Here is a 17,941-nt window from a genome sequence, read left to right on the forward strand (position 1 = left end):
CTTTGTTTTAAACAGCTTAAATATTTTGTTTTTTCTTTTGCTCCAGGATGTATTCGGCAGTCCTCATCGAGAGGGCAAGAATGGTCCATGTCGCATTTTTATCTCCTTGTTGTACGAAAGGTGCAGCATCTACCACGAACAGGTTTTTACATTCATGTGCCTGACACCATTTATTTAAGGCTGATTTTTTAGGGTCATCGCCCATTCTGATGGTACCTACCTCATGGATAATTTTACCTGGTGCTTCCAATCCATAATTGGTATCCGCTCCCGGAATATCTGAAGTGATGATTGCCCCCATCGCATGCATCATCGACTGGAAGGTCTCCTGCATGTGTTTGGCTTGTTTGATCTCTTCATCCGCCCATTTATAGTTAAACCTCAATACCGGAATACCATATTTATCGACCACTTTAGGATCTATTTCGCAATAATTAGTTTCTCTGGCGATGGCTGTTCCTCTACCTGCCATACCTACTGATGTACCGTAGAAACGTCTGTAATCATCTTTTAAAGATGCACCATAACCTCCGGCCTCTTTCATTTTTCCATCTCTTCCGGGAACCATTCCATTCAGTTTGGCAGTACCACCACCAAATCCATAGGCCGGCATTCCCATTCCACCCCAGTATTCAATATGATAACCTCTTGGGAAATCCAGTTTTTTATTGTCCAGCCACCATGGCGAATAGATATGGACACTGCCCACACCATCTTCGTTATAACGCTTACGGTCCATTAGCTGTGGCAGGAAGCCACCCAGACTTGCTCCGGTTGAATCGTGTAAATATTTACCAACGATACCACTTCCATTTGCCAGTCCACCAGGATGGGCAACAGATTTGGAGTTCAACAGAATCCTTGCAGATTCACAGGCACTGGCACCAAGGATCACCGTTTTGGCATTTACCTGGTATTCCATTCCATCTTTTTTGTTGATATAAGATACTCCGGTAGCCAATCCGTTTTTATCGGTTAACACCTCTCTTACCATCGCATTGGTAATTACGGTTAAGTTCCCCGTTTTTACTGCCGGGATCACCAGGCAGGAAGAAGAAGAAAAATCTCCATAAACTTTACAGCTACGCCCGCATTGTCCACAATAAAAACAAGGAGCACGGTCTTTATTTCCCGGTAAAGCTTCGGTAAGTACAGAGCCCCTGCCAGGGATTACTTTCACTCCGGTCTTCAGTCCGGCTTTCTTAATGAACAGTTCATTGAGCCTTGGTTTTGGCGGCGGAAGAAAAATTCCATCGGGTTCATTTTCGATTCCTTCTACCGTTCCATAAACTCCAATAAGACGGTCTACCTTGTCATAAAAAGGTTTTAGCTCATCATACGTAATAGGCCAGTCGTCGGTTAGTCCATCCTTACATTTAAAATCCAAAGGACCCATTCTTAAAGAAATTCTTCCCCAGTGATTGGTTCTTCCACCTAACATTCTAGACCTGAACCAGGCAAATTCTGTTCCTGATTTCTGGGTATAAGGTTCGCCATCTAACTTCCAACCTCCATAAGAAGCATCAAAATCTCCAAAGGGTCTTGTGGTTGATGCACCGCGTCGGGGAGATTCCCATGGCCATTTTAACTGTTGTGCGTCGATACGTGGGTCGAAATAAGCACCAGCTTCCAGCATCAGCACTTTTTGCCCGGCATTGGCCAATACATACCCGGCCATACCTCCGCCTGCTCCGGACCCTACGATAACTACATCATAGACGGCAGACGATTTCTTGATTTGAAATTCACTCATATATTTGGTTGAATGGTTGATGATCTAATATTAATAAAAATATTACTAAATATGCAAATAGCTAAATCAAGAATGATTCTTAATAAGCAGTAATGCATTTATGTAAACAAAAAAATACAGACTTACCCCCTATTACCTCATACTATATATAGTACCCATGAACTGGTCAAAACGGCTATTCTTAATTGCTTTGGCAGGAATTTGAGCCTGACTATTTATTTAACAAAGGGATTTATTCTATTTTAAAACATTTAGGTTTCTGATTTGTAACTATAACACAGTTAAACAACAAACCTAAGACCATGAAAACGAAACACTTAATTGCGTCTTTATCATTAGTTTCGCTTGCTTTCTCTGCATGTCGGAACACAGACAAAATCAATGAATCTACCACAGACTCCAGTATCGAACAAACCATGACCGATACCACTGCTGTAAACAGGGGTGCGGATGCTGATGACTTTATGAAAACCGCAGCCCTTGCCGGGATCATGGAGATCGAATTGGGAAAGATTGCGCAGCAAAATGCAGCCAACCCTAAGATTAAAAAATTCGCCGGGCAAATGGTGAATGACCATACCAGGATTGCCAATGATTTGAAGGTGCTTGCCGATAGTAAAAAGGTCAGTTTACCAGGCTCCCTTCCTGCTGCCGACAGTAAACATGTGGAAGAAATGAAAAAAATGACCGGAGCGGCCTTCGATAAACACTATATGGATATGATGGTGAAAGATCATATAAAAGCATTGGATCTTTTTAAATCAGCTGCCGTTTCAGGGGATGTCAAAATAAGGAATTTTGCTTCAAAAACTTTACGTACGCTGGAACGTCATTTTAAAAGGGCCGGGGAAATCAATGCCGGAGTCAGTTATTAGCGGAGCTTAGATCGTTCAAAGGAAGCAGGTGATGGTTTTTCATATAACTATATAATACAAGGTCCAGGCCATAGATGTCTTTCCTTAGCGCCAGGTTACCTTTAGCATCTGCCCAGGCGGTGATGTAATTTAAGTAAACCGGTATTTTTACCGGTAAAGAAATGTTTTTTGCCCTTGGATACGCATTTTGCATCGCCGATTTGATCTGATCATAGGTTTTCCCCTTTCCAAATAACGCAAGCGCAAGCTCCAATGGTTTTTCTACGCGGACACAACCATGGCTAATTGCACGGTTTACTTTTTTAAATGCGCTTTTAACCGGAGTGTCGTGCAGATAAACACTGCTGTTATTGTTGAAAAGAAATTTAATCTTTCCTAAAGAATTCTGGTCTCCGGGTCGTTGTTTAAATGAATACTGCCCAACATTCTCCCAATCTACTTCCCCGGCCGAAATCCGCTTACCATCTTTATAAACATCCATATCGTTCTCTGCTAAATAGTCTGGATTTGAAGCCACATATTTAGAAATCTCTGCCCTGGCAATGCTTGCAGGAATATGCCAGATCGGGTTTACCTGCACGCTATAAATCATGCTGTTTAACTGTGGGGTCTCCTTTGCGATGGGCTGGTCGCGCACCAAACCGGTATCCGGGTCCTTACTAAGCAGATTCATCCCATCTTTATTCCGCCCCTCACCAACACAGACTTTCATCTGTAATATGGCTTTCCCCTGGTCAATCACCTCCAGACTAAAATCAGGAATGTTCACCGAAACATACTTTACTGCAGCAACCTTATTCTTCCACCTCAATCGCTCCAGATTCACCTTTATCACAAGATCAGCTTCTTCCCTCGGGATGGCCTTAGTACCGAACCCTAACTTCAACGCTTTCTGTAAAGCAAGGTATTGTGAAGATTTAGGCTGGATGCTATCCAGATAATTTTTTAGATCAGCAACCGCAAATACTTTGCCGGCCAGACTGCTATCTGGACTTAGGGTAGAAATGAAATAATTAGTGTATATACTATCTGGTCTGACCAGACCGTACTGCATGGTACGGCTGTATTTAATTAATGAAACGGCCAGAAGCACTTCCAGTTTTACTTTCTGCTGGTATGCATCCATGGTCTTTTCCTCTTTTGTTTCTCCCAATTTGCTCCATAAGTCCCGGATTTCAGTACGATAAAAGAGCTCAGGATTCAGACCATGAAGCTCCACACTGTCCAGATATCCCATCAAAAGCTCCAAATCCTTACCCGGAAGATAACGGTTTAAAAGAATCAACTCATAGTCCTGGTTTTTATAAAAACGTCTCAGCCAGTCTACATCCCCGGTTGTCTCTTTTTCAAGTGACAGTACCTGCTTAAAAGCAGCACTGACGAGGCTCTCTTTAAGCCTGGTAATTTTCAGCACCTTCGCTTCAGCCAGCCCGGGAGCTTTCCCCAGCATATAGCCTGGCTCTTTTGAAGTAACCGTTGCTTTTTTCAGGGTACAGGCAGCCAACAACACCAACCATAATGAAATGATCAACATTTTCATAAACCAACCACAACCAACTGCCTTTAACATAACGGGATAACTAGGTTGACCCCCATACAACACCTGACGATTTCTATTGTTTCATATTCCCCTCAAAAAATAAAAATAAGTGCCTGATAAAAAAACACTTAGAAATCTAAGATTGTTAAAACAGCAGAAACTTTCGGGTGTTATATAGGTGTATGAAAATTTATAATCAATGATCATGAAAACCATACTAGTGGCAACGGATTTTTCAGAGACAGCAAGCCATGCCGCCTATTACGCGGTCTCTATGGCGATGCAGATTGGAATTCCAAGAATCATTCTATATCATTCCTATGATATTCCATACACCAGCTCAGATCTTCCTCTTCCTGAACCAGACAATATCCAGCAATTACACGAGAAGAGTGTAGAGTTTCTGGAATACCTGAAAAATGATTTACTAACCGTCAGCAGCCGGCAAATCAGGATAGAAGCCCATACCAATGAGTATCCGCTGGTACTGGCCATCGAAACTTTTATTGAAAAAGAGGACATTGAACTGGTGGTTATGGGGACTACCGGCAAGAGCCGAATTGAAAAGATACTGGTAGGCAGCAACTGTTTATCCCTCGCAAAGGAATGCACAGTTCCACTCCTGTTGGTCCCATTTGAAGCCCCTGTAGAGCGCATCAAACGTGTAGCACTGGCTACAGATTTAAAAGAAGTTGCTGAAATCAGCCCGGTTATGGCCATCAAAAACTTTGTCCATACCTTACAGGCTAAATTGTTTATCCTCAATGTGGAGCACAATGAAAGCGACCATTACAGTCCCGACATCATTGCACAACAAACAGCATTACATAAATTATGGGACAGTGAAAATCCAGAGTATCATTTTACCGATCACAAAGATTGTGCGGCAGGCATCATGGATTTTGTGGAGGAAAAGGACATCCAACTTGTCATCGCCATTCCTAAAAAATACAGCTTTTTTCAAAGTTTGTTCCACAGAAGCATCACCGAAAAACTTGCTTATCATAGCCATATCCCGCTCTTGTTCATCAGAAAAACTGAGCTCATCGATTAATTCTACCTTTCTCCGAAATACAGCTCCGGATAATCCGGATGGGTATAAACGATTTGCCACAGGTTATTTTTATGCGCCCGGAAGGAGGCTGCACTAATACATAGATAATACTCCCACATTTTGTAGAACTGCGCATCATAATCATGTTTCAGCTGGTCCCAGGAAGCCCTGAATCTTTTGAGCCATTCCATCAGCGTAAGGTCATAGTAAAGGCCGAAGTTATGCCAGTCCTGTAAAGCAAAATAAGGTTCAGCAGCTTTACCAAGTTGCGTCGGAGCAGGCATCATTCCATTAGGAAAAATATAGCGGTTGATCCATGGATCGGTATGGATACCGCTCTCGTTATTGCCAATACAATGAAGTAAAAATATCCCTTCCTTTTTCAGGCATCGTTTTACAACCTTCATAAAAACATCATAGTTTTTATAACCTACATGTTCAAACATCCCAATAGACACAATCCGGTCGTAATTTCCTTTCAGGAAGCGATAATCTTCCAATATGATCTTTACAGGAAGGCCAGCACAACGTTCTTTGGCCAATGTTGCCTGCTCAGAAGATATCGTTACTCCGGTTACCTTTACCTGATACCTTTCCGCAGCAAACTGAGCAAACCCACCCCATCCGCATCCAATATCCAACACTTCCATTCCCGGACTGAGCTTTAGTTTTCGGCAGATCAGGTCGAGTTTGTCCTCCTGTGCTTCTTCCAGTGTGTTTGCTTTTTTCCAGTAGGCACAGGAATACATCATGGTCTTATCCAGCATCTTTTCAAACAATTCATTTCCGATGTTATAATGTTTTTTGGCTACTTCCACAGCTTTGGTAATGGATTGAAGGTTAAAGATTCTCGCTTTGAGGCTTTGCCATTGCCAATAGGGCTTAATCCGTTTCTCCAGGTTGGCACTGAGCAAACGGTACAAAAAAACGTCCAGTGCTTTACATTCCCACCATCCATTCATATAAGACTCTCCAAGCCCCAGGGAGCCATAACGCAAAACATGGCGATAGAACCGTTCGTCATATACATGAATATCAAAATCATCAATGCCATTCAGGTGTATCCCTGCCGGCGAGATTAACGCTTCAATAGTTGATTGATATCTGTTCATATGCAATAAAAATCTTACATTACTAAAACAATCAATTTAGCCATCTGGTTTGTTTTTTGATTGAACAATCAACAATACATCCATTTTGAATTGTTGATAAAAAACAGTAAATTATATCATGAAAAAGTCAATGTCTACCGGCATAATAGGAATGGTTTTTCTATTTACCATTTTATTAACTTCCTGCAGTCCGAGAACAAGTATTGTTTCCTCCTGGACCAAACCAGAGCAGCCATCTGTACAATCTCAGAAAGTATTGGTCATTGGGTTGATGGGCTCGAAAGACAGACCCCTGCAGGAAGAAGTTGAAAATTCAATGGTAAAGGCACTGAACGCACATGGGATCAATGCAGGTTCTGCCTATGCAGAATATGGACCTAAAGCATTTGAGGGATTAAATGAAAAGGATGCACTAAAAAAAATACAGGATAAAGGATATGACGGAACCTTTACCATCGCTTTACTGGACAGAAGAAAGGAAAGACGATACACTCCTCCTTCTATAGGTTTTGCACCTTATCCATATTACGGATTCTGGGGATATTACAGACATATGTACGGAAGGATTTATGAGCCTGGATATTACACCCTGAGCACCAACTTCATACTGGAAGCCAATTTTTATGGCCTCGGTGCTGATCAGCTTCTTTATTCTGCACAGACAAAAACTTCGGCTCCGGATAGTCCGCAAATTCTGGCAACAGAATTCACCAATGTCCTCATTCAGGACATGCTCAGCAAAGGTCTTTTAAAAAAATAACAGGATCAGACCCGCGTTTTATGGGATAGGGTCATTAATTTCAGATTTAATACAATTTAAGTCCAGTCATTGTTGAAGATGGGAGGATGTCAACTTCGGAATGTGTTCCCGAATGGGCCGTATTGAGTCCTGAATTTAGTGATTCCTGATTGGATATTGATTGGAGGTTGCCAGGTCCTTGTCAGGTCAAATAGCCCTTTGAAAGCTGAAATAAGCTATCCCTAAATTCATAGATCATTCCCCTCAATAGCGAACTCTTCAGGGCATATACTACTACTTTTCCGAAAGCAATTGTTTCTCAATTAATAATTTATTTCTATATTGTAGTATTATAAATTAATCTATTAATCATGGCAATTTTAAAACCTGGCCCTTATGGCCATCCAAATGGAAAAATCGGCAATATGGTATTTTATGTACTAAACGGACAAAATGTAAGCAGAACCATAGGTGATCCTGGTAAACCAAGCAGAAAACAATTGGGAAATCAGCAATCTATGAGCGTTACCATGAAACTCATCAAACCAATGAAAGATTTCATCAACATTGGTTTTGGTCTGGAGGCTGCAGGCACGGTCAAAAATGCGTACAATCTGGCCACCTCTTATAATAAGAAACAGGCCCTGCAGGGTGAATATCCAAACATCACTGTGAATTATAGTAAAGTGGTGTTGAGTAAAGGCACTTTACCCGCAGCCAAAGGCATCAGTATGGAAAAAAAAGATACTGGTGTGCTTGTCAGCTGGGATCCGTATTACCTGGATCGGGAGCTCAGACACGACGACTGCGTCATGATTCTGCTGTACTACCCCCTGAGAAGAAAGGTCCGTTCATTTCTCAATGCCGCAAGAAGAGAAGAAGGTAAATACCTGGTTGAACTGGAAGAAGAATGGCTCAATGAGCCAATAGAGGCTTATATCTCCTTTAAAACTGCTGATGGCAAGGAGGTTTCTGACAGTGTATACATTGGAAATCTAAACGGTAACATAGAAAGTCCGGAAGAAAAAGCAAAACAGGAAAAATATAAAAAGGCAAAAGAAAGACTTGAACAGGTTGAGGCGGATTATATCAGGTTACAACAAAAGGACGAAGGAAAACATATGGAAAGCAAAGCCTTCCGGCATCTCGAAAAGGAATATCAGGTGCTTAAAAAGAAATTAGATGACCTTCCGGGTAAACCGGGTTAAAAATTAAGTACGGAATTCTTATTTAAGGTCCTCAGCTTTTGCAGCGGGGTAAATGAAACGTTGCCCGATTTCAATTAGATCAGCCCCTGTCTTGATTTCATCGTTTAGGCAGTCTTCCAGTAAGACGGTAATTTTTGAATGTTTTGTCTCCCGGGCCAAAGCGATCAGGTTGCGATAGATAGCCATCTTATAGTGCTGAATGATCTGAATAAGATGTAAAATGGCAACGTCCCTTAAGGCCGTGCCGGTTTCTGTCCGCCTCATCATTTCTGAAGCTTTATCGCTCATGCAGGTAACCAGTTCGCAGATTCCGGTTCCTGCCTGATGAGCCAATCGGTTTAAAATCGCTTCGAGGTGTCCAAGGTGTTTTTCAGTAATCGTAGAATGGGTGCTCAGCAAACGCTGAAGCTCCTCATTCACTGCTGCAATACCAAGTGCAGCAGTGCATTTTATAAATTTTCTTTCTGCATCATAAACCTCTTCTAAGCCTTCAATGAAGAAATCCTGCAACCGCATTTTTTTTAATTCATCTGCCATAATCAGGGATGTCAGTTCAACGCTATTCTGGAAAAAATCAGAACATAAATTTCGTCAAATAAATCATAAAAAACAACAAATACATTGATTTAAAAGAAGTTACTACATAAAAAGACCAGCAAAACGGATGCTCAAAAAGCACTTTTTTCATTTGTTTTTATAAGGTATCAAAACTATGGCAAAGTATTCAAGAAAGGCAATGACTTTTGTTTATCTTTTCGTTTAATTTTTAAAACAAAAGAACATCCATATTGTTAATCAGGATATAGATCACTGAATATTAAAGGCTTACACTAAATAAACAGCAATGGCTAAAGAATGGATTTCAACGAACGAAAGGCTACCGGAAGATCATGAGTATAAATTGATTACGGTGATGAACCCAGAGCTGGAATATGCTTACCAGATCGCCAGGTACAATACCTACCTTCAGGAATGGGAGCTTCAGGAAGAGGAAAACCTGAGTCCATGCCTGAAAGTGAATGGATGGATGGACTTACCCAAATTGCTTTTAGCTTAGTTTTCCGCAAGAATCGGGTTCTGCAGATAAAAGCATCGGCCTAGTTTTGTCTTATACTTTTAAGAGACAAAAATGAAAATAAAGACGATTACAGAAAGGTTAAATGAGGTAAACTGGGATGAAACCGGCAATCAGCTGCATGATCATGGTTATACAACTATAGAAAATGTATTGACAAAAGAAGAATGCGAACAACTGATACAGGCTTATCAGGCAGATCATACCTATAGAAAAACCATTACGATGGAACGGTATCGTTTCGGACTTGGTGAATATAAGTATTTCCAATACCCGCTACCCGACCTGATTGCAGAGATCAGGGCAAATGTTTATCCCTTCCTTGCCCCAATTGCCAATCAGTGGATGCAGGTCCTTCATATAGAAACTACCTTTCCTCCAACCCATGAGGAACTTAAGCAAATCTGTCAGGATAACGGACAGACAAAACCTACAGTTTTGATCCTAAAATATGGAAAGGGAGGTTTCAATACACTTCATCAGGATTTATATGGTGAGATTTATTTCCCCATGCAACTGGTTTTATTCTTAAACGAACCAGAGGAAGATTATACCGGAGGAGAGTTTGTATTGACCGAGCAAATCCCAAGAGCACAGTCAAAAGCGAATGTCTTAAGACCAAAAAGAGGCGACATGCTCATCTTCAGTACCAATTTCCGCCCGGTAAAAGGAACTAAGGGCTATTACCGCGTAAATATGAAACATGGAGTCAGCCCGCTGCACGAAGGACAAAGGCATACACTCGGGATTATTTTCCATGATGCCCTGAGCTAAGTCTTTTTGCATTTTTTCTTATATTGAAGGCTGATTTCACCTTCTACCTATGTTTACTGAAACCTTATTTCTTGTACTGGTCCTTCTTTTTGCGGTCTTTATGCTCACCATGCTGGCACAGAAACTAAAAATCTCTTATCCTATATTTCTGGTGATCGCCGGATTAGGCATCAGCTTTATTCCAGGCATTCCAAAGGTGGACATTGAACCGGAAATGATTTTCCTGATTTTCCTTCCCCCACTCCTCTATGAATCTGCCTGGTACACGTCATGGAACGACTTTTGGAAATGGAAAAGGCCTATTGCCGGACTGGCATTTGGTCTGGTGTTTTTCACTTCGATCATAGTTGCCTATACCTCCAGCGCTATGATTCCTGGTTTTACACTAGCCATGGGCTTTTTGTTAGGAGGAATCATCTCTCCTCCAGATGCTGTAGCAGCAAATTCCGTTTTAAAAAACATAAAAATACCAAAACGGCTAACGGCTGTTCTGGAAGGAGAAAGCCTGATCAATGATGCTTCCAGTTTAATTGTATTCCGCTTCGCACTGGCAGCAGTCATTTCGGGACAATTCTCTATGCAACAAGCTGTAGGGCAGTTTTTCATTGCTGCAGGGATGGGTGTGGTGATTGGACTGGCAATTGCCCATATCGTATATGTGGTACACCGTTTTCTACCGACAACCCCGAGCATTGATGCCGCATTAACGCTCATGACCCCCTATTTCATGTATATAGGGGCCGAACATTTCCATTTTTCCGGGGTAATGGCAGTGGTGAGCGGTGGACTGTTCCTGTCCTACAGATCTCATGAGATTTTTGCACATAGCAATTCCAGAATACAAGCTGTAGGCGTCTGGGCTACCCTTGCTTTTGTTTTAAATGGCCTGGTTTTTATTTTAATCGGCTTAGAGTTGCCGGTAATTATGGAAAGTCTGGGCGATTATTCCATTGGACAAGCCATCAATTATGGTTTGGTAATCAGTGTGGTCATCATCGTGATCCGCTTAGTCTACGTCATCCTCATCGCTTATGTTCCGGCATGGATGGGAAACAGAAAAAGGGCTGATCCTGTAAACCCACTCTGGAAAGGATCAGTGATTGTGGGCTGGGCAGGCATGCGGGGGGTCGTATCTCTGGCTTCAGCCCTGTCCATTCCATTACTGATCAATAATGGCGAGGCCTTTCCACACCGCAGCCTGATGCTGTTCATCACCTTTGTGGTAATCCTGGTGACCCTCGTATTTCAGGGCCTGACTTTACCTTTAGTGATCAAGTGGACAAACATCAAAGAAATTGATGATTTTCCACCTGAAGGAGAGCAGGAAGCCGGAATCCGCCTCCGAATGATACATGCTTCGCTCAAAAGGCTGGAAGAGAAATTTGCGAAGGAAGTCAGGGAAAATGAACTGGTCGGTTTTCTGAAAGAACAAATGGAAAGTGACCGGTTTATTGAGAACCAGCGACTGGAATCTCTGGAATGTGATACCATGAGAAAGGAAGAACTTGATTTCTACAATTCCATTTTATTAGACCTGTACTCCGTACAAAGAAGAGAATTACACCTCTTACGTAAAGAGAACCTTTACAGTGATGAAGAAATCAGAAAACAGGAAAGTCAACTTGACCTGGATGAGGCTAAGATCAATTATTAGGTTCATCCTCTCAACATATGTACATGTTTTGCAGTTAAAGTAAGCAGAACTTTGTTTCATAAAACAAAAGAATATGAAACGATTACTGTTTATTTTAACTGCAATTTTCTTTGCAGACGCCGTTTTTGCCGCAAAAGTGGATACGGTGAAGGTGTACAGCCAAAACATGAAGAAAGACATTACCTGTCTTTTTATCCGCCCGGAACAGGTTAAACAGCTGAAAGAAAAGCAACACTATCCTACAGTGTACCTGCTGCACGGCTATACAGGAGATGCAAGGAGAACTTTGAAACTGGACATCCCCGATCTGAAAGCCCAGGCAGACGCCCTGCAAATGATCATTGTGCTTGCCGATGGCGGATATGGCAGCTGGTATTTCGACAGCCCTGTTGATGAAAGCATCAGGTATGAAAGCTTTATCACCAAAGAACTGGTTCAGTTTGCGGATAAGAACTACCCTACAATTGCAGATCGGACCAAAAGAGCCATTTATGGATGGAGCATGGGTGGGCATGGCGCTTTATACCTTGCGATACGGCATAAAGAGCTGTATGGTGCAGCAGGAAGTATTTGTGGAGCAGTAGATTTCAGAGCGGCCACAAAAGGTTATGACATCGAAAAATGTCTTGGTGACTATGCCGGTCATGAAAAAAGCTGGGAAGAACATACGGTAAACTACAATGTAGCTACCCTTAAAAACCAGGAATTGAAGTTGATCATTGACTGTGGACTTCAGGATCCTTTGCTGGAAGTAAACAGGACTTTACATAAAAAGCTGACTGATCTGAAGATTGACCATGATTATATTGAACGTCCGGGAGTGCACGACAATACCTATTGGTCAAAGGCTTCTGCATTCCAGCTCTTATTTATCCATAATTATTTTAGTCAATCATGAACAAACTCAGATCAACATTACTTATAACCCTATTCAGTATTATGGCAATTCAAGCTAAATCACAGGAAATCAGCAACCCAAAAGGGCTTTACGACCCACGTCCGCATGGATATTCACATGTAACTGCCGTTCCCGTCAACAGCAGCCTGGTTTTCGTAGCCGGACAGGCGGGGACCAATGAAAAAGGAGAACTTTCTGCTGACTTCAGAACTCAGGTGAGATTTACCCTCAAAAATATTGAAACTGCCCTTAAAAGTAAGGGCTTAACCCTTAGACATATTGCAAAACTGACCACATTAGTGGTAGATTATGGACCGGAAAAGCACAAAATCCTTATTGAAGAGAGCCAAAAAGCATGGCCTGATGAGAAATACCCGGTAAACACCCTCATTCCTGTATCCCGGCTAGCCCTGGATGGAATGCAGATTGAAATAGATGCAACGGCAGTTCTTTTGAAAGATTAACCTCATTTCTCCTCCCGGAAGGCCTCCAGGAGGAGATTTCATTTATTACCCTAAATCGACTAAATTTATTCCTGCTTAAACATTAAAGGAATGAAAATTAGTTTACTGCGTCTGGTCTGCTTATTATTATTGGGTTTTCTTTGCCGGACTACCTCTGCACAGAATAAAATTGTCGTGTTTCAATCTGATTTTGGATTAAAAGATGGTGCGGTATCGGCAATGAAAGGAGTGGCAATGGGGGTTTCCACAGATCTAAAATTATTCGACCTTAGTCATGAAATCCCAGCATACAATATATGGGAAGCGGCTTACCGGTTATTACAAACTGTCCCCTATTATCCAAAAGGAACGGTTTTCGTTTCGGTGGTTGATCCTGGCGTTGGAACGGAGCGCAAATCTGTTGTCCTGAAAACCAAAAGCGGACATTATATCGTCAGCCCTGATAATGGAACCCTCACGCTCGTTGCTGAATCTTTAGGCATTGAATCGCTCAGAGAAATCAATGAGGCAGTCAACAGACGTAAAGATTCCGGAAAATCCTATACCTTCCATGGAAGAGATGTTTATGCCTATACTGCTGCACGACTGGCGGCAGGAACCATCAGCTTTGAGCAGGTAGGAAAACAATTGCCTGATCAGGTGGTTTCGATTTCTTATCAGAAAGCGCTGATGGAAAATGGCAGGATCAAAGGAAATATCCCTGTTTTGGATGTTCAGTACGGAAATGTATGGACAAATATAGGTGCGGAATTGCTAAATCAGCTGGGTGTTAAGTATGGAGATCAGCTTCATCTTGCAGTTTATCACCTGGATAAAAAGATTTATGAAGGAAACATGCCTTATCATGCTACATTTGGAGAAGTACAGGAAGGAAAACCTCTGGCTTACCTGAACAGCTTGCTGGAGTTGTCATTTGCCATCAATCAGGGTAACTTTGCTGCAGAACATCAGGTACAAAGTGGCAATGAATGGAAAGTGGAAGTAAGCCTGACCAAATAACAGCAAAGCAGCTCATATGAAATGGATCCTTGTCTTAGAAATTGCCTATACCCTCTTTATTATAGCGGTTTGTCTGCGCATTATCTACGACACACGTTCGGTGAGCAAAACGCTTGCTTATCTGATGCTGGCTGTATTCCTCCCGGTAATCGGCGTGATCATTTATTTTTCTTTTGGCATCAATTACCGGGTGAGGAAAATCTATAACAAAAAAATCATTTCTGATGACATCCTCTCTCAAAGAATCAATGCCAGGATTGTTCTGAATTCAGAAAAGGCCATTGATGAGATGAATCCGGAACTTCAGAAGTATAAAAAACTGGCCCAATTGCTATTAAACAGCAATGTAAGTGGACTATCCGGAAAGAATGAGGTCAAATTATTGCTAAACGGCGAACAGAAGTTTCCGGAAGTATTGCAGGCATTACGCGATGCCAAACATCATATTCATATGGAATATTACATTTTCGAGGATGAGAAAATCGGAAATGAGATCAAAGACATCCTAATTGAAAAGGCAAAACAAGGCGTACAGGTCCGTTTCATTTATGATGACTTTGGCAGCCGGTCGATCAGGAAAAAATTAGTTCCGGAGCTCAGAAAAGCCGGTGTTCAGGCCTTCCCTTTTTATAAAATTATATTCATCGCCCTCGCAAACCGCCTCAATTACCGAAACCACAGGAAGATCATCATTGTGGATGGAAATATTGGATTTACAGGTGGAATCAATATCAGCGACCGCTACATCAACGATGCACAGGATACTAAATCTTTATTCTGGAGGGACACCCATGTGAAGATTATCGGCCCTGGTGTACACTATCTGCAACATTTATTTATTTCCGACTGGAATTTCTGTTCCGAAGAATCATTAGAAATTCAGGAAGCATTTTTCAATACACATGGAAAACTTAAAGGAGACGTAGAAGTCCAGATTGCAGCGAGTGGCCCCGATTCAGACCACCCGACGATCTTGCTGAACCTCATTCAGGCAATAGGAATGGCCGATCAGGAAATCCTGATTACGAGCCCATATTTTATTCCGGGGATTAGTCTGTTAGATGCGCTCTTTGTAGCTGCCCTAAGCGGTGTAAAAGTAAAACTCCTGGTTCCTTTTGAATCAGATTCCATTTGGGTAGCCGCTGCCGCCCGCTCCTATTACCAGGAATTGCTGGATGTTGGTGTGGAAATCTATCAGTACCAGAAAGGTTTTATCCATGCAAAAACCATGGTGATCGATGAACAGCTGTCTTTTATAGGAACCGCAAACATGGACGAACGCAGCTTTGAGCTGAATTTTGAAGTGAATACCGTCATTTACGATACCGGAATTGCCAAAGAGCTGAAAAATGCCTTTGAAGAAGACCTGAGCTTCTCCCTGCCTATTGACCCCATAACCTGGGCTGCAAGGTCTGCAAGAGTACAGTTCCCTGAAAAGATAGCCAGATTGCTTTCTCCATTATTGTAATGACTACATAAAGCAATCGATGTAATCCAGAATCATATGGATTACCAGTCCTATTCCAACTAACCTCGTCTTAGGAAAGAACAACAAAATCACGTACACCCCTATTGCATAATAAGAATGTAAAGGATGAAATCCAATGCTGCACCGGTTAGGATCATAGATGGGCACAGCCAATAAATGATCCAGGTCTACCACCATAGTAGCCATCATAATCAACCATGCTTTCAACAGGGTTTTTCTAAAAAAAACAACAGCAACTATCGCGGGTACCAGAAAATGTAAGAAGATATGAAACATGGCTTCAAATATACCGCTATGCAGGCTTCAAATAAAATATAAAAAACGCTACTTATTTTTAATATAATATTGTTATAGTAAAATATATTACCAATATTAGACATACATAAAGATGTTAAGATGCAGAATCCCTCCTGTTCAAGCCAATATGATAAGATGATCAAAGAGAATATGAATGAAGCCATGCCGGATATACTGAGTGGTGTTCTCGGTATTCAGGCCGCAAGAGCAGAGGATCTTGCAGAACGCATACAATATACGAAGGAAAGAATTCCTGATCAGCTGAAAAAGATCACGGATGATTCAGGAGAAACCTTTGTATTACATATAGAGTGGCAATTGAAAAACGATGCCGAAATGATTGACCGGATGCTGGAATACCGGGCAATGTTAAGGAGGAAGTACAGGATCAACATCAGGCAATATGTATTGTTCATGGGAAAAACAACATCAACAATGATAAACAGAATCGAAGAAAGAGATCTGAAATTCCGTTTTCATCTGATTGTTTTATATCAAATAGATTATAAGGTGTTCCTGGCCTCAGAAAAACCGGAACAGAAAATACTGGCGGTACTTGGGGATTTTTGTAAAGAGGATCCCGAAACCGTTTTAAGAAAAATAATTGAAGGAATAAAAGCAAAAACCAAGGGAAGTCTGGCTGGGCAAAGGTATATGAATCAGCTCAGGATATTGGTGCAGTTAAGAAATTTAGAAACACAATTTAATCATATTATGGAATCAGTAAGCACATTTTTTAAAGAAGAAAGAGATCCTTATTACATCAGGGGATTTCAAAAAGGTACAGAAAAGGCAGCGATTAAGGCAGCAATCAGAGCATCATCTGAATTTGCAGAAAGATTAATTGAGGGTACAGACCATACTGATGAAGTCATTGCTAAATTAGCTGGCGTAACTGTCCCATTTGTTAAAAGAAAACGACGTGCGTTAATCAAAAAGAAAAACATCAATGAATAAATAAGGACACATTATGGATTCAACAAGAACTTTTTTCAAAGAGGAAAGGGATCCTTATTACATCAAGGGATTTCAAAAAGGCGTTGAGAGTGGAAAAAACAGGGAAAGAGCCAGGGCATCAGCTGAATTTGCAGAAAGGCTGATTCTGGGTACAAATCATACTGATGAAATCATTGCGATCCTGGCAGGGGTGACCATTGCTTTTGTAAAAGCAAAGCGCCACTCGGTAGCCAAAAAGAACCGCATAAAGAAATAAACAAGAATTACCTGATTTTGTATCACGAAAACAATTTCATGATGCAAAATCAGGTAATGTGGGATAGAGATTATCTTTTTCCGGAAAGTGTATAGCCAAGGGTTAAGGAAAAACCCCGGTTATAGATCTTCCACTGACTGTCATTTCTTTCAGTATGCTCTATTAAAGGAGTAAGACCATGGGAATATCTGGCCTGTATGTTCAGGCCATTCTTCAACTCATAACCCAATCCGGCCAAAAGTCCGGCATCAAGTTTTTGAGTGTAATTCCCTGTTTGTTTTGCATCTCCAAAAATACTTTTGTCCGTGTAAAGTGCTCCTGACTCATTTTTTCGCTGAATGGAGGAAGACACTAAGACTGCTGCATAAGGCCCGGCAAAAATCTGCAGGCCCTCCAGTTGAAAGCTCAGACTAAAGGGAGCAAGATCCAGGTAAACATTTTTATACTTGCTGTCAAAAGCCGAAGAACTCGAATCTTCTGCTATTTTTAGTATCGCTCCCTTTTGAAGGATAGAGAGCTCATGCTTGATGCTCAAATATTTGTTCAGTTTTGTATTGAGCTCTATTCCAAAATAATAGCCACCCAAATAAAGCGGTTTTCCTCCCGTAGAAAACTCACTTAGCCCCGCTCCTGCAATCGAAAAATGGGAATAACCTGCTTTCAGGCCAAAACTCAGTTTCCCGGCCTCTGCTGTTTCTTTATGATCTTCCTGAGTTATTCCTATCGTTGTCTGGGCCATTCCAACAGTTGTCAGAAGCAGCCCCAATAACACCATAATTATCTTTTTCATTTCCTGT

At 41.5% G+C, this 17,941-nt stretch carries 19 protein-coding genes; 13 read left to right on the forward strand and 6 right to left on the reverse strand.

Going from position 1 to position 17,941, the window contains the following annotated elements; genetic code table 11:
* Positions 1 to 16: 16 nt before the first annotated feature.
* Positions 17 to 1,753 (reverse strand): GMC family oxidoreductase, encoded by a 1,737-nt coding sequence (locus BUC20_RS27790; protein ID WP_073236136.1) that lies wholly within the window; start codon positions 1,751 to 1,753, stop codon positions 17 to 19.
* Positions 1,754 to 2,055: 302 nt separating this feature from the next.
* Between BUC20_RS27790 and BUC20_RS27795 the strand changes: the two genes are divergently transcribed.
* A complete protein-coding gene (locus tag BUC20_RS27795) occupies positions 2,056 to 2,628 on the forward strand; it encodes a DUF4142 domain-containing protein (protein WP_073236138.1) in 573 nt (190 codons plus the stop codon).
* Here the strand turns inward: BUC20_RS27795 and BUC20_RS27800 are convergent.
* Positions 2,618 to 4,198, reverse strand: a complete 1,581-nt coding sequence (locus BUC20_RS27800) for a L,D-transpeptidase scaffold domain-containing protein (protein ID WP_084529355.1) — start codon at positions 4,196 to 4,198, stop codon at positions 2,618 to 2,620. The genes BUC20_RS27795 and BUC20_RS27800 overlap by 11 nt on opposite strands.
* Positions 4,199 to 4,373: 175 nt before the next feature.
* Here BUC20_RS27800 and BUC20_RS27805 point away from each other — a divergent pair, with 175 nt between their 5' ends.
* Positions 4,374 to 5,222: a universal stress protein gene (locus BUC20_RS27805; protein ID WP_159441174.1), complete on the forward strand. Its 849-nt coding sequence runs from the start codon at positions 4,374 to 4,376 to the stop codon at positions 5,220 to 5,222.
* Between the two features lie 2 nt (positions 5,223 to 5,224).
* Here the strand turns inward: BUC20_RS27805 and cfa are convergent, their stop codons facing one another.
* A complete protein-coding gene (gene cfa, locus BUC20_RS27810) occupies positions 5,225 to 6,334 on the reverse strand; it encodes a cyclopropane fatty acyl phospholipid synthase (protein WP_073236143.1) in 1,110 nt (369 codons plus the stop codon).
* A gap of 118 nt (positions 6,335 to 6,452) precedes the next feature.
* Between cfa and BUC20_RS27815 the strand changes: the two genes are divergently transcribed.
* Both BUC20_RS27815 and BUC20_RS27820 read left to right on the forward strand, forming a co-directional pair.
* Positions 6,453 to 7,094 carry a hypothetical protein gene (locus BUC20_RS27815; protein WP_073236145.1) on the forward strand — a complete coding sequence of 214 codons (642 nt, stop codon included), beginning with the start codon at positions 6,453 to 6,455 and terminating at the stop codon, positions 7,092 to 7,094.
* A gap of 350 nt (positions 7,095 to 7,444) precedes the next feature.
* Positions 7,445 to 8,281 (forward strand): DUF6266 family protein, encoded by an 837-nt coding sequence (locus BUC20_RS27820; protein ID WP_073236148.1) that lies wholly within the window; start codon positions 7,445 to 7,447, stop codon positions 8,279 to 8,281.
* An 18-nt stretch (positions 8,282 to 8,299) separates the two neighbouring features.
* Here the strand turns inward: BUC20_RS27820 and BUC20_RS27825 are convergent, their stop codons facing one another.
* Complete coding sequence (locus tag BUC20_RS27825) at positions 8,300 to 8,818, reverse strand: DUF892 family protein (RefSeq protein ID WP_073236151.1); 519 nt, start codon at positions 8,816 to 8,818, stop codon at positions 8,300 to 8,302.
* A 307-nt stretch (positions 8,819 to 9,125) separates the two neighbouring features.
* On the opposite strand from BUC20_RS27825, the gene BUC20_RS27830 reads away from it, so the two are divergent.
* The 7 genes from BUC20_RS27830 (at position 9,126) to cls (ending at position 15,613) form a co-directional block, all read left to right on the forward strand.
* Entirely contained in the window at positions 9,126 to 9,338 is a 213-nt protein-coding gene (locus BUC20_RS27830; RefSeq protein ID WP_073236154.1) for a DUF551 domain-containing protein, read from the forward strand.
* 72 nt (positions 9,339 to 9,410) lie between these two features.
* Positions 9,411 to 10,130 carry a 2OG-Fe(II) oxygenase gene (locus tag BUC20_RS27835; protein ID WP_073236156.1) on the forward strand — a complete coding sequence of 240 codons (720 nt, stop codon included), beginning with the start codon at positions 9,411 to 9,413 and terminating at the stop codon, positions 10,128 to 10,130.
* A 49-nt stretch (positions 10,131 to 10,179) separates the two neighbouring features.
* Positions 10,180 to 11,784, forward strand: coding sequence for a Na+/H+ antiporter (locus BUC20_RS27840; protein WP_073236159.1), 1,605 nt, complete (start codon positions 10,180 to 10,182; stop codon positions 11,782 to 11,784).
* Between the two features lie 73 nt (positions 11,785 to 11,857).
* On the forward strand, positions 11,858 to 12,682 hold the full coding sequence (locus tag BUC20_RS27845; RefSeq protein ID WP_073236162.1) for an alpha/beta hydrolase: 825 nt from the start codon (positions 11,858 to 11,860) through the stop codon (positions 12,680 to 12,682).
* Between the two features lie 41 nt (positions 12,683 to 12,723).
* On the forward strand, positions 12,724 to 13,146 hold the full coding sequence (locus tag BUC20_RS27850) for a RidA family protein (RefSeq protein ID WP_073236690.1): 423 nt from the start codon (positions 12,724 to 12,726) through the stop codon (positions 13,144 to 13,146).
* A 90-nt stretch (positions 13,147 to 13,236) separates the two neighbouring features.
* Positions 13,237 to 14,145 (forward strand): SAM hydrolase/SAM-dependent halogenase family protein, encoded by a 909-nt coding sequence (locus BUC20_RS27855; RefSeq protein WP_073236165.1) that lies wholly within the window; start codon positions 13,237 to 13,239, stop codon positions 14,143 to 14,145.
* 16 nt (positions 14,146 to 14,161) lie between these two features.
* Positions 14,162 to 15,613: a cardiolipin synthase gene (gene cls, locus BUC20_RS27860; protein ID WP_073236168.1), complete on the forward strand. Its 1,452-nt coding sequence runs from the start codon at positions 14,162 to 14,164 to the stop codon at positions 15,611 to 15,613.
* Positions 15,614 to 15,616: 3 nt separating this feature from the next.
* Here cls and BUC20_RS27865 read toward each other — a convergent pair whose 3' ends face one another.
* A complete protein-coding gene (locus tag BUC20_RS27865) occupies positions 15,617 to 15,910 on the reverse strand; it encodes a DUF6122 family protein (protein WP_069382158.1) in 294 nt (97 codons plus the stop codon).
* Between the two features lie 156 nt (positions 15,911 to 16,066).
* Here BUC20_RS27865 and BUC20_RS27870 point away from each other — a divergent pair, with 156 nt between their 5' ends.
* Together BUC20_RS27870 and BUC20_RS27875 are read left to right on the forward strand one after the other, a co-directional pair.
* Entirely contained in the window at positions 16,067 to 16,888 is an 822-nt protein-coding gene (locus BUC20_RS27870) for an RpnC/YadD family protein (RefSeq protein WP_143166949.1), read from the forward strand.
* 13 nt (positions 16,889 to 16,901) lie between these two features.
* Positions 16,902 to 17,144 carry a hypothetical protein gene (locus BUC20_RS27875; protein WP_073236174.1) on the forward strand — a complete coding sequence of 81 codons (243 nt, stop codon included), beginning with the start codon at positions 16,902 to 16,904 and terminating at the stop codon, positions 17,142 to 17,144.
* Positions 17,145 to 17,214: 70 nt separating this feature from the next.
* Here BUC20_RS27875 and BUC20_RS27880 read toward each other — a convergent pair whose 3' ends face one another.
* On the reverse strand, positions 17,215 to 17,934 hold the full coding sequence (locus tag BUC20_RS27880) for a porin family protein (RefSeq protein WP_073236177.1): 720 nt from the start codon (positions 17,932 to 17,934) through the stop codon (positions 17,215 to 17,217).
* Positions 17,935 to 17,941: the final 7 nt, after the last annotated feature.

The sequence above is a fragment of the Pedobacter caeni genome (assembly GCF_900129215.1).
In the GTDB taxonomy this organism is placed as follows: Bacteria; Bacteroidota; Bacteroidia; order Sphingobacteriales; family Sphingobacteriaceae; genus Pedobacter; species Pedobacter caeni.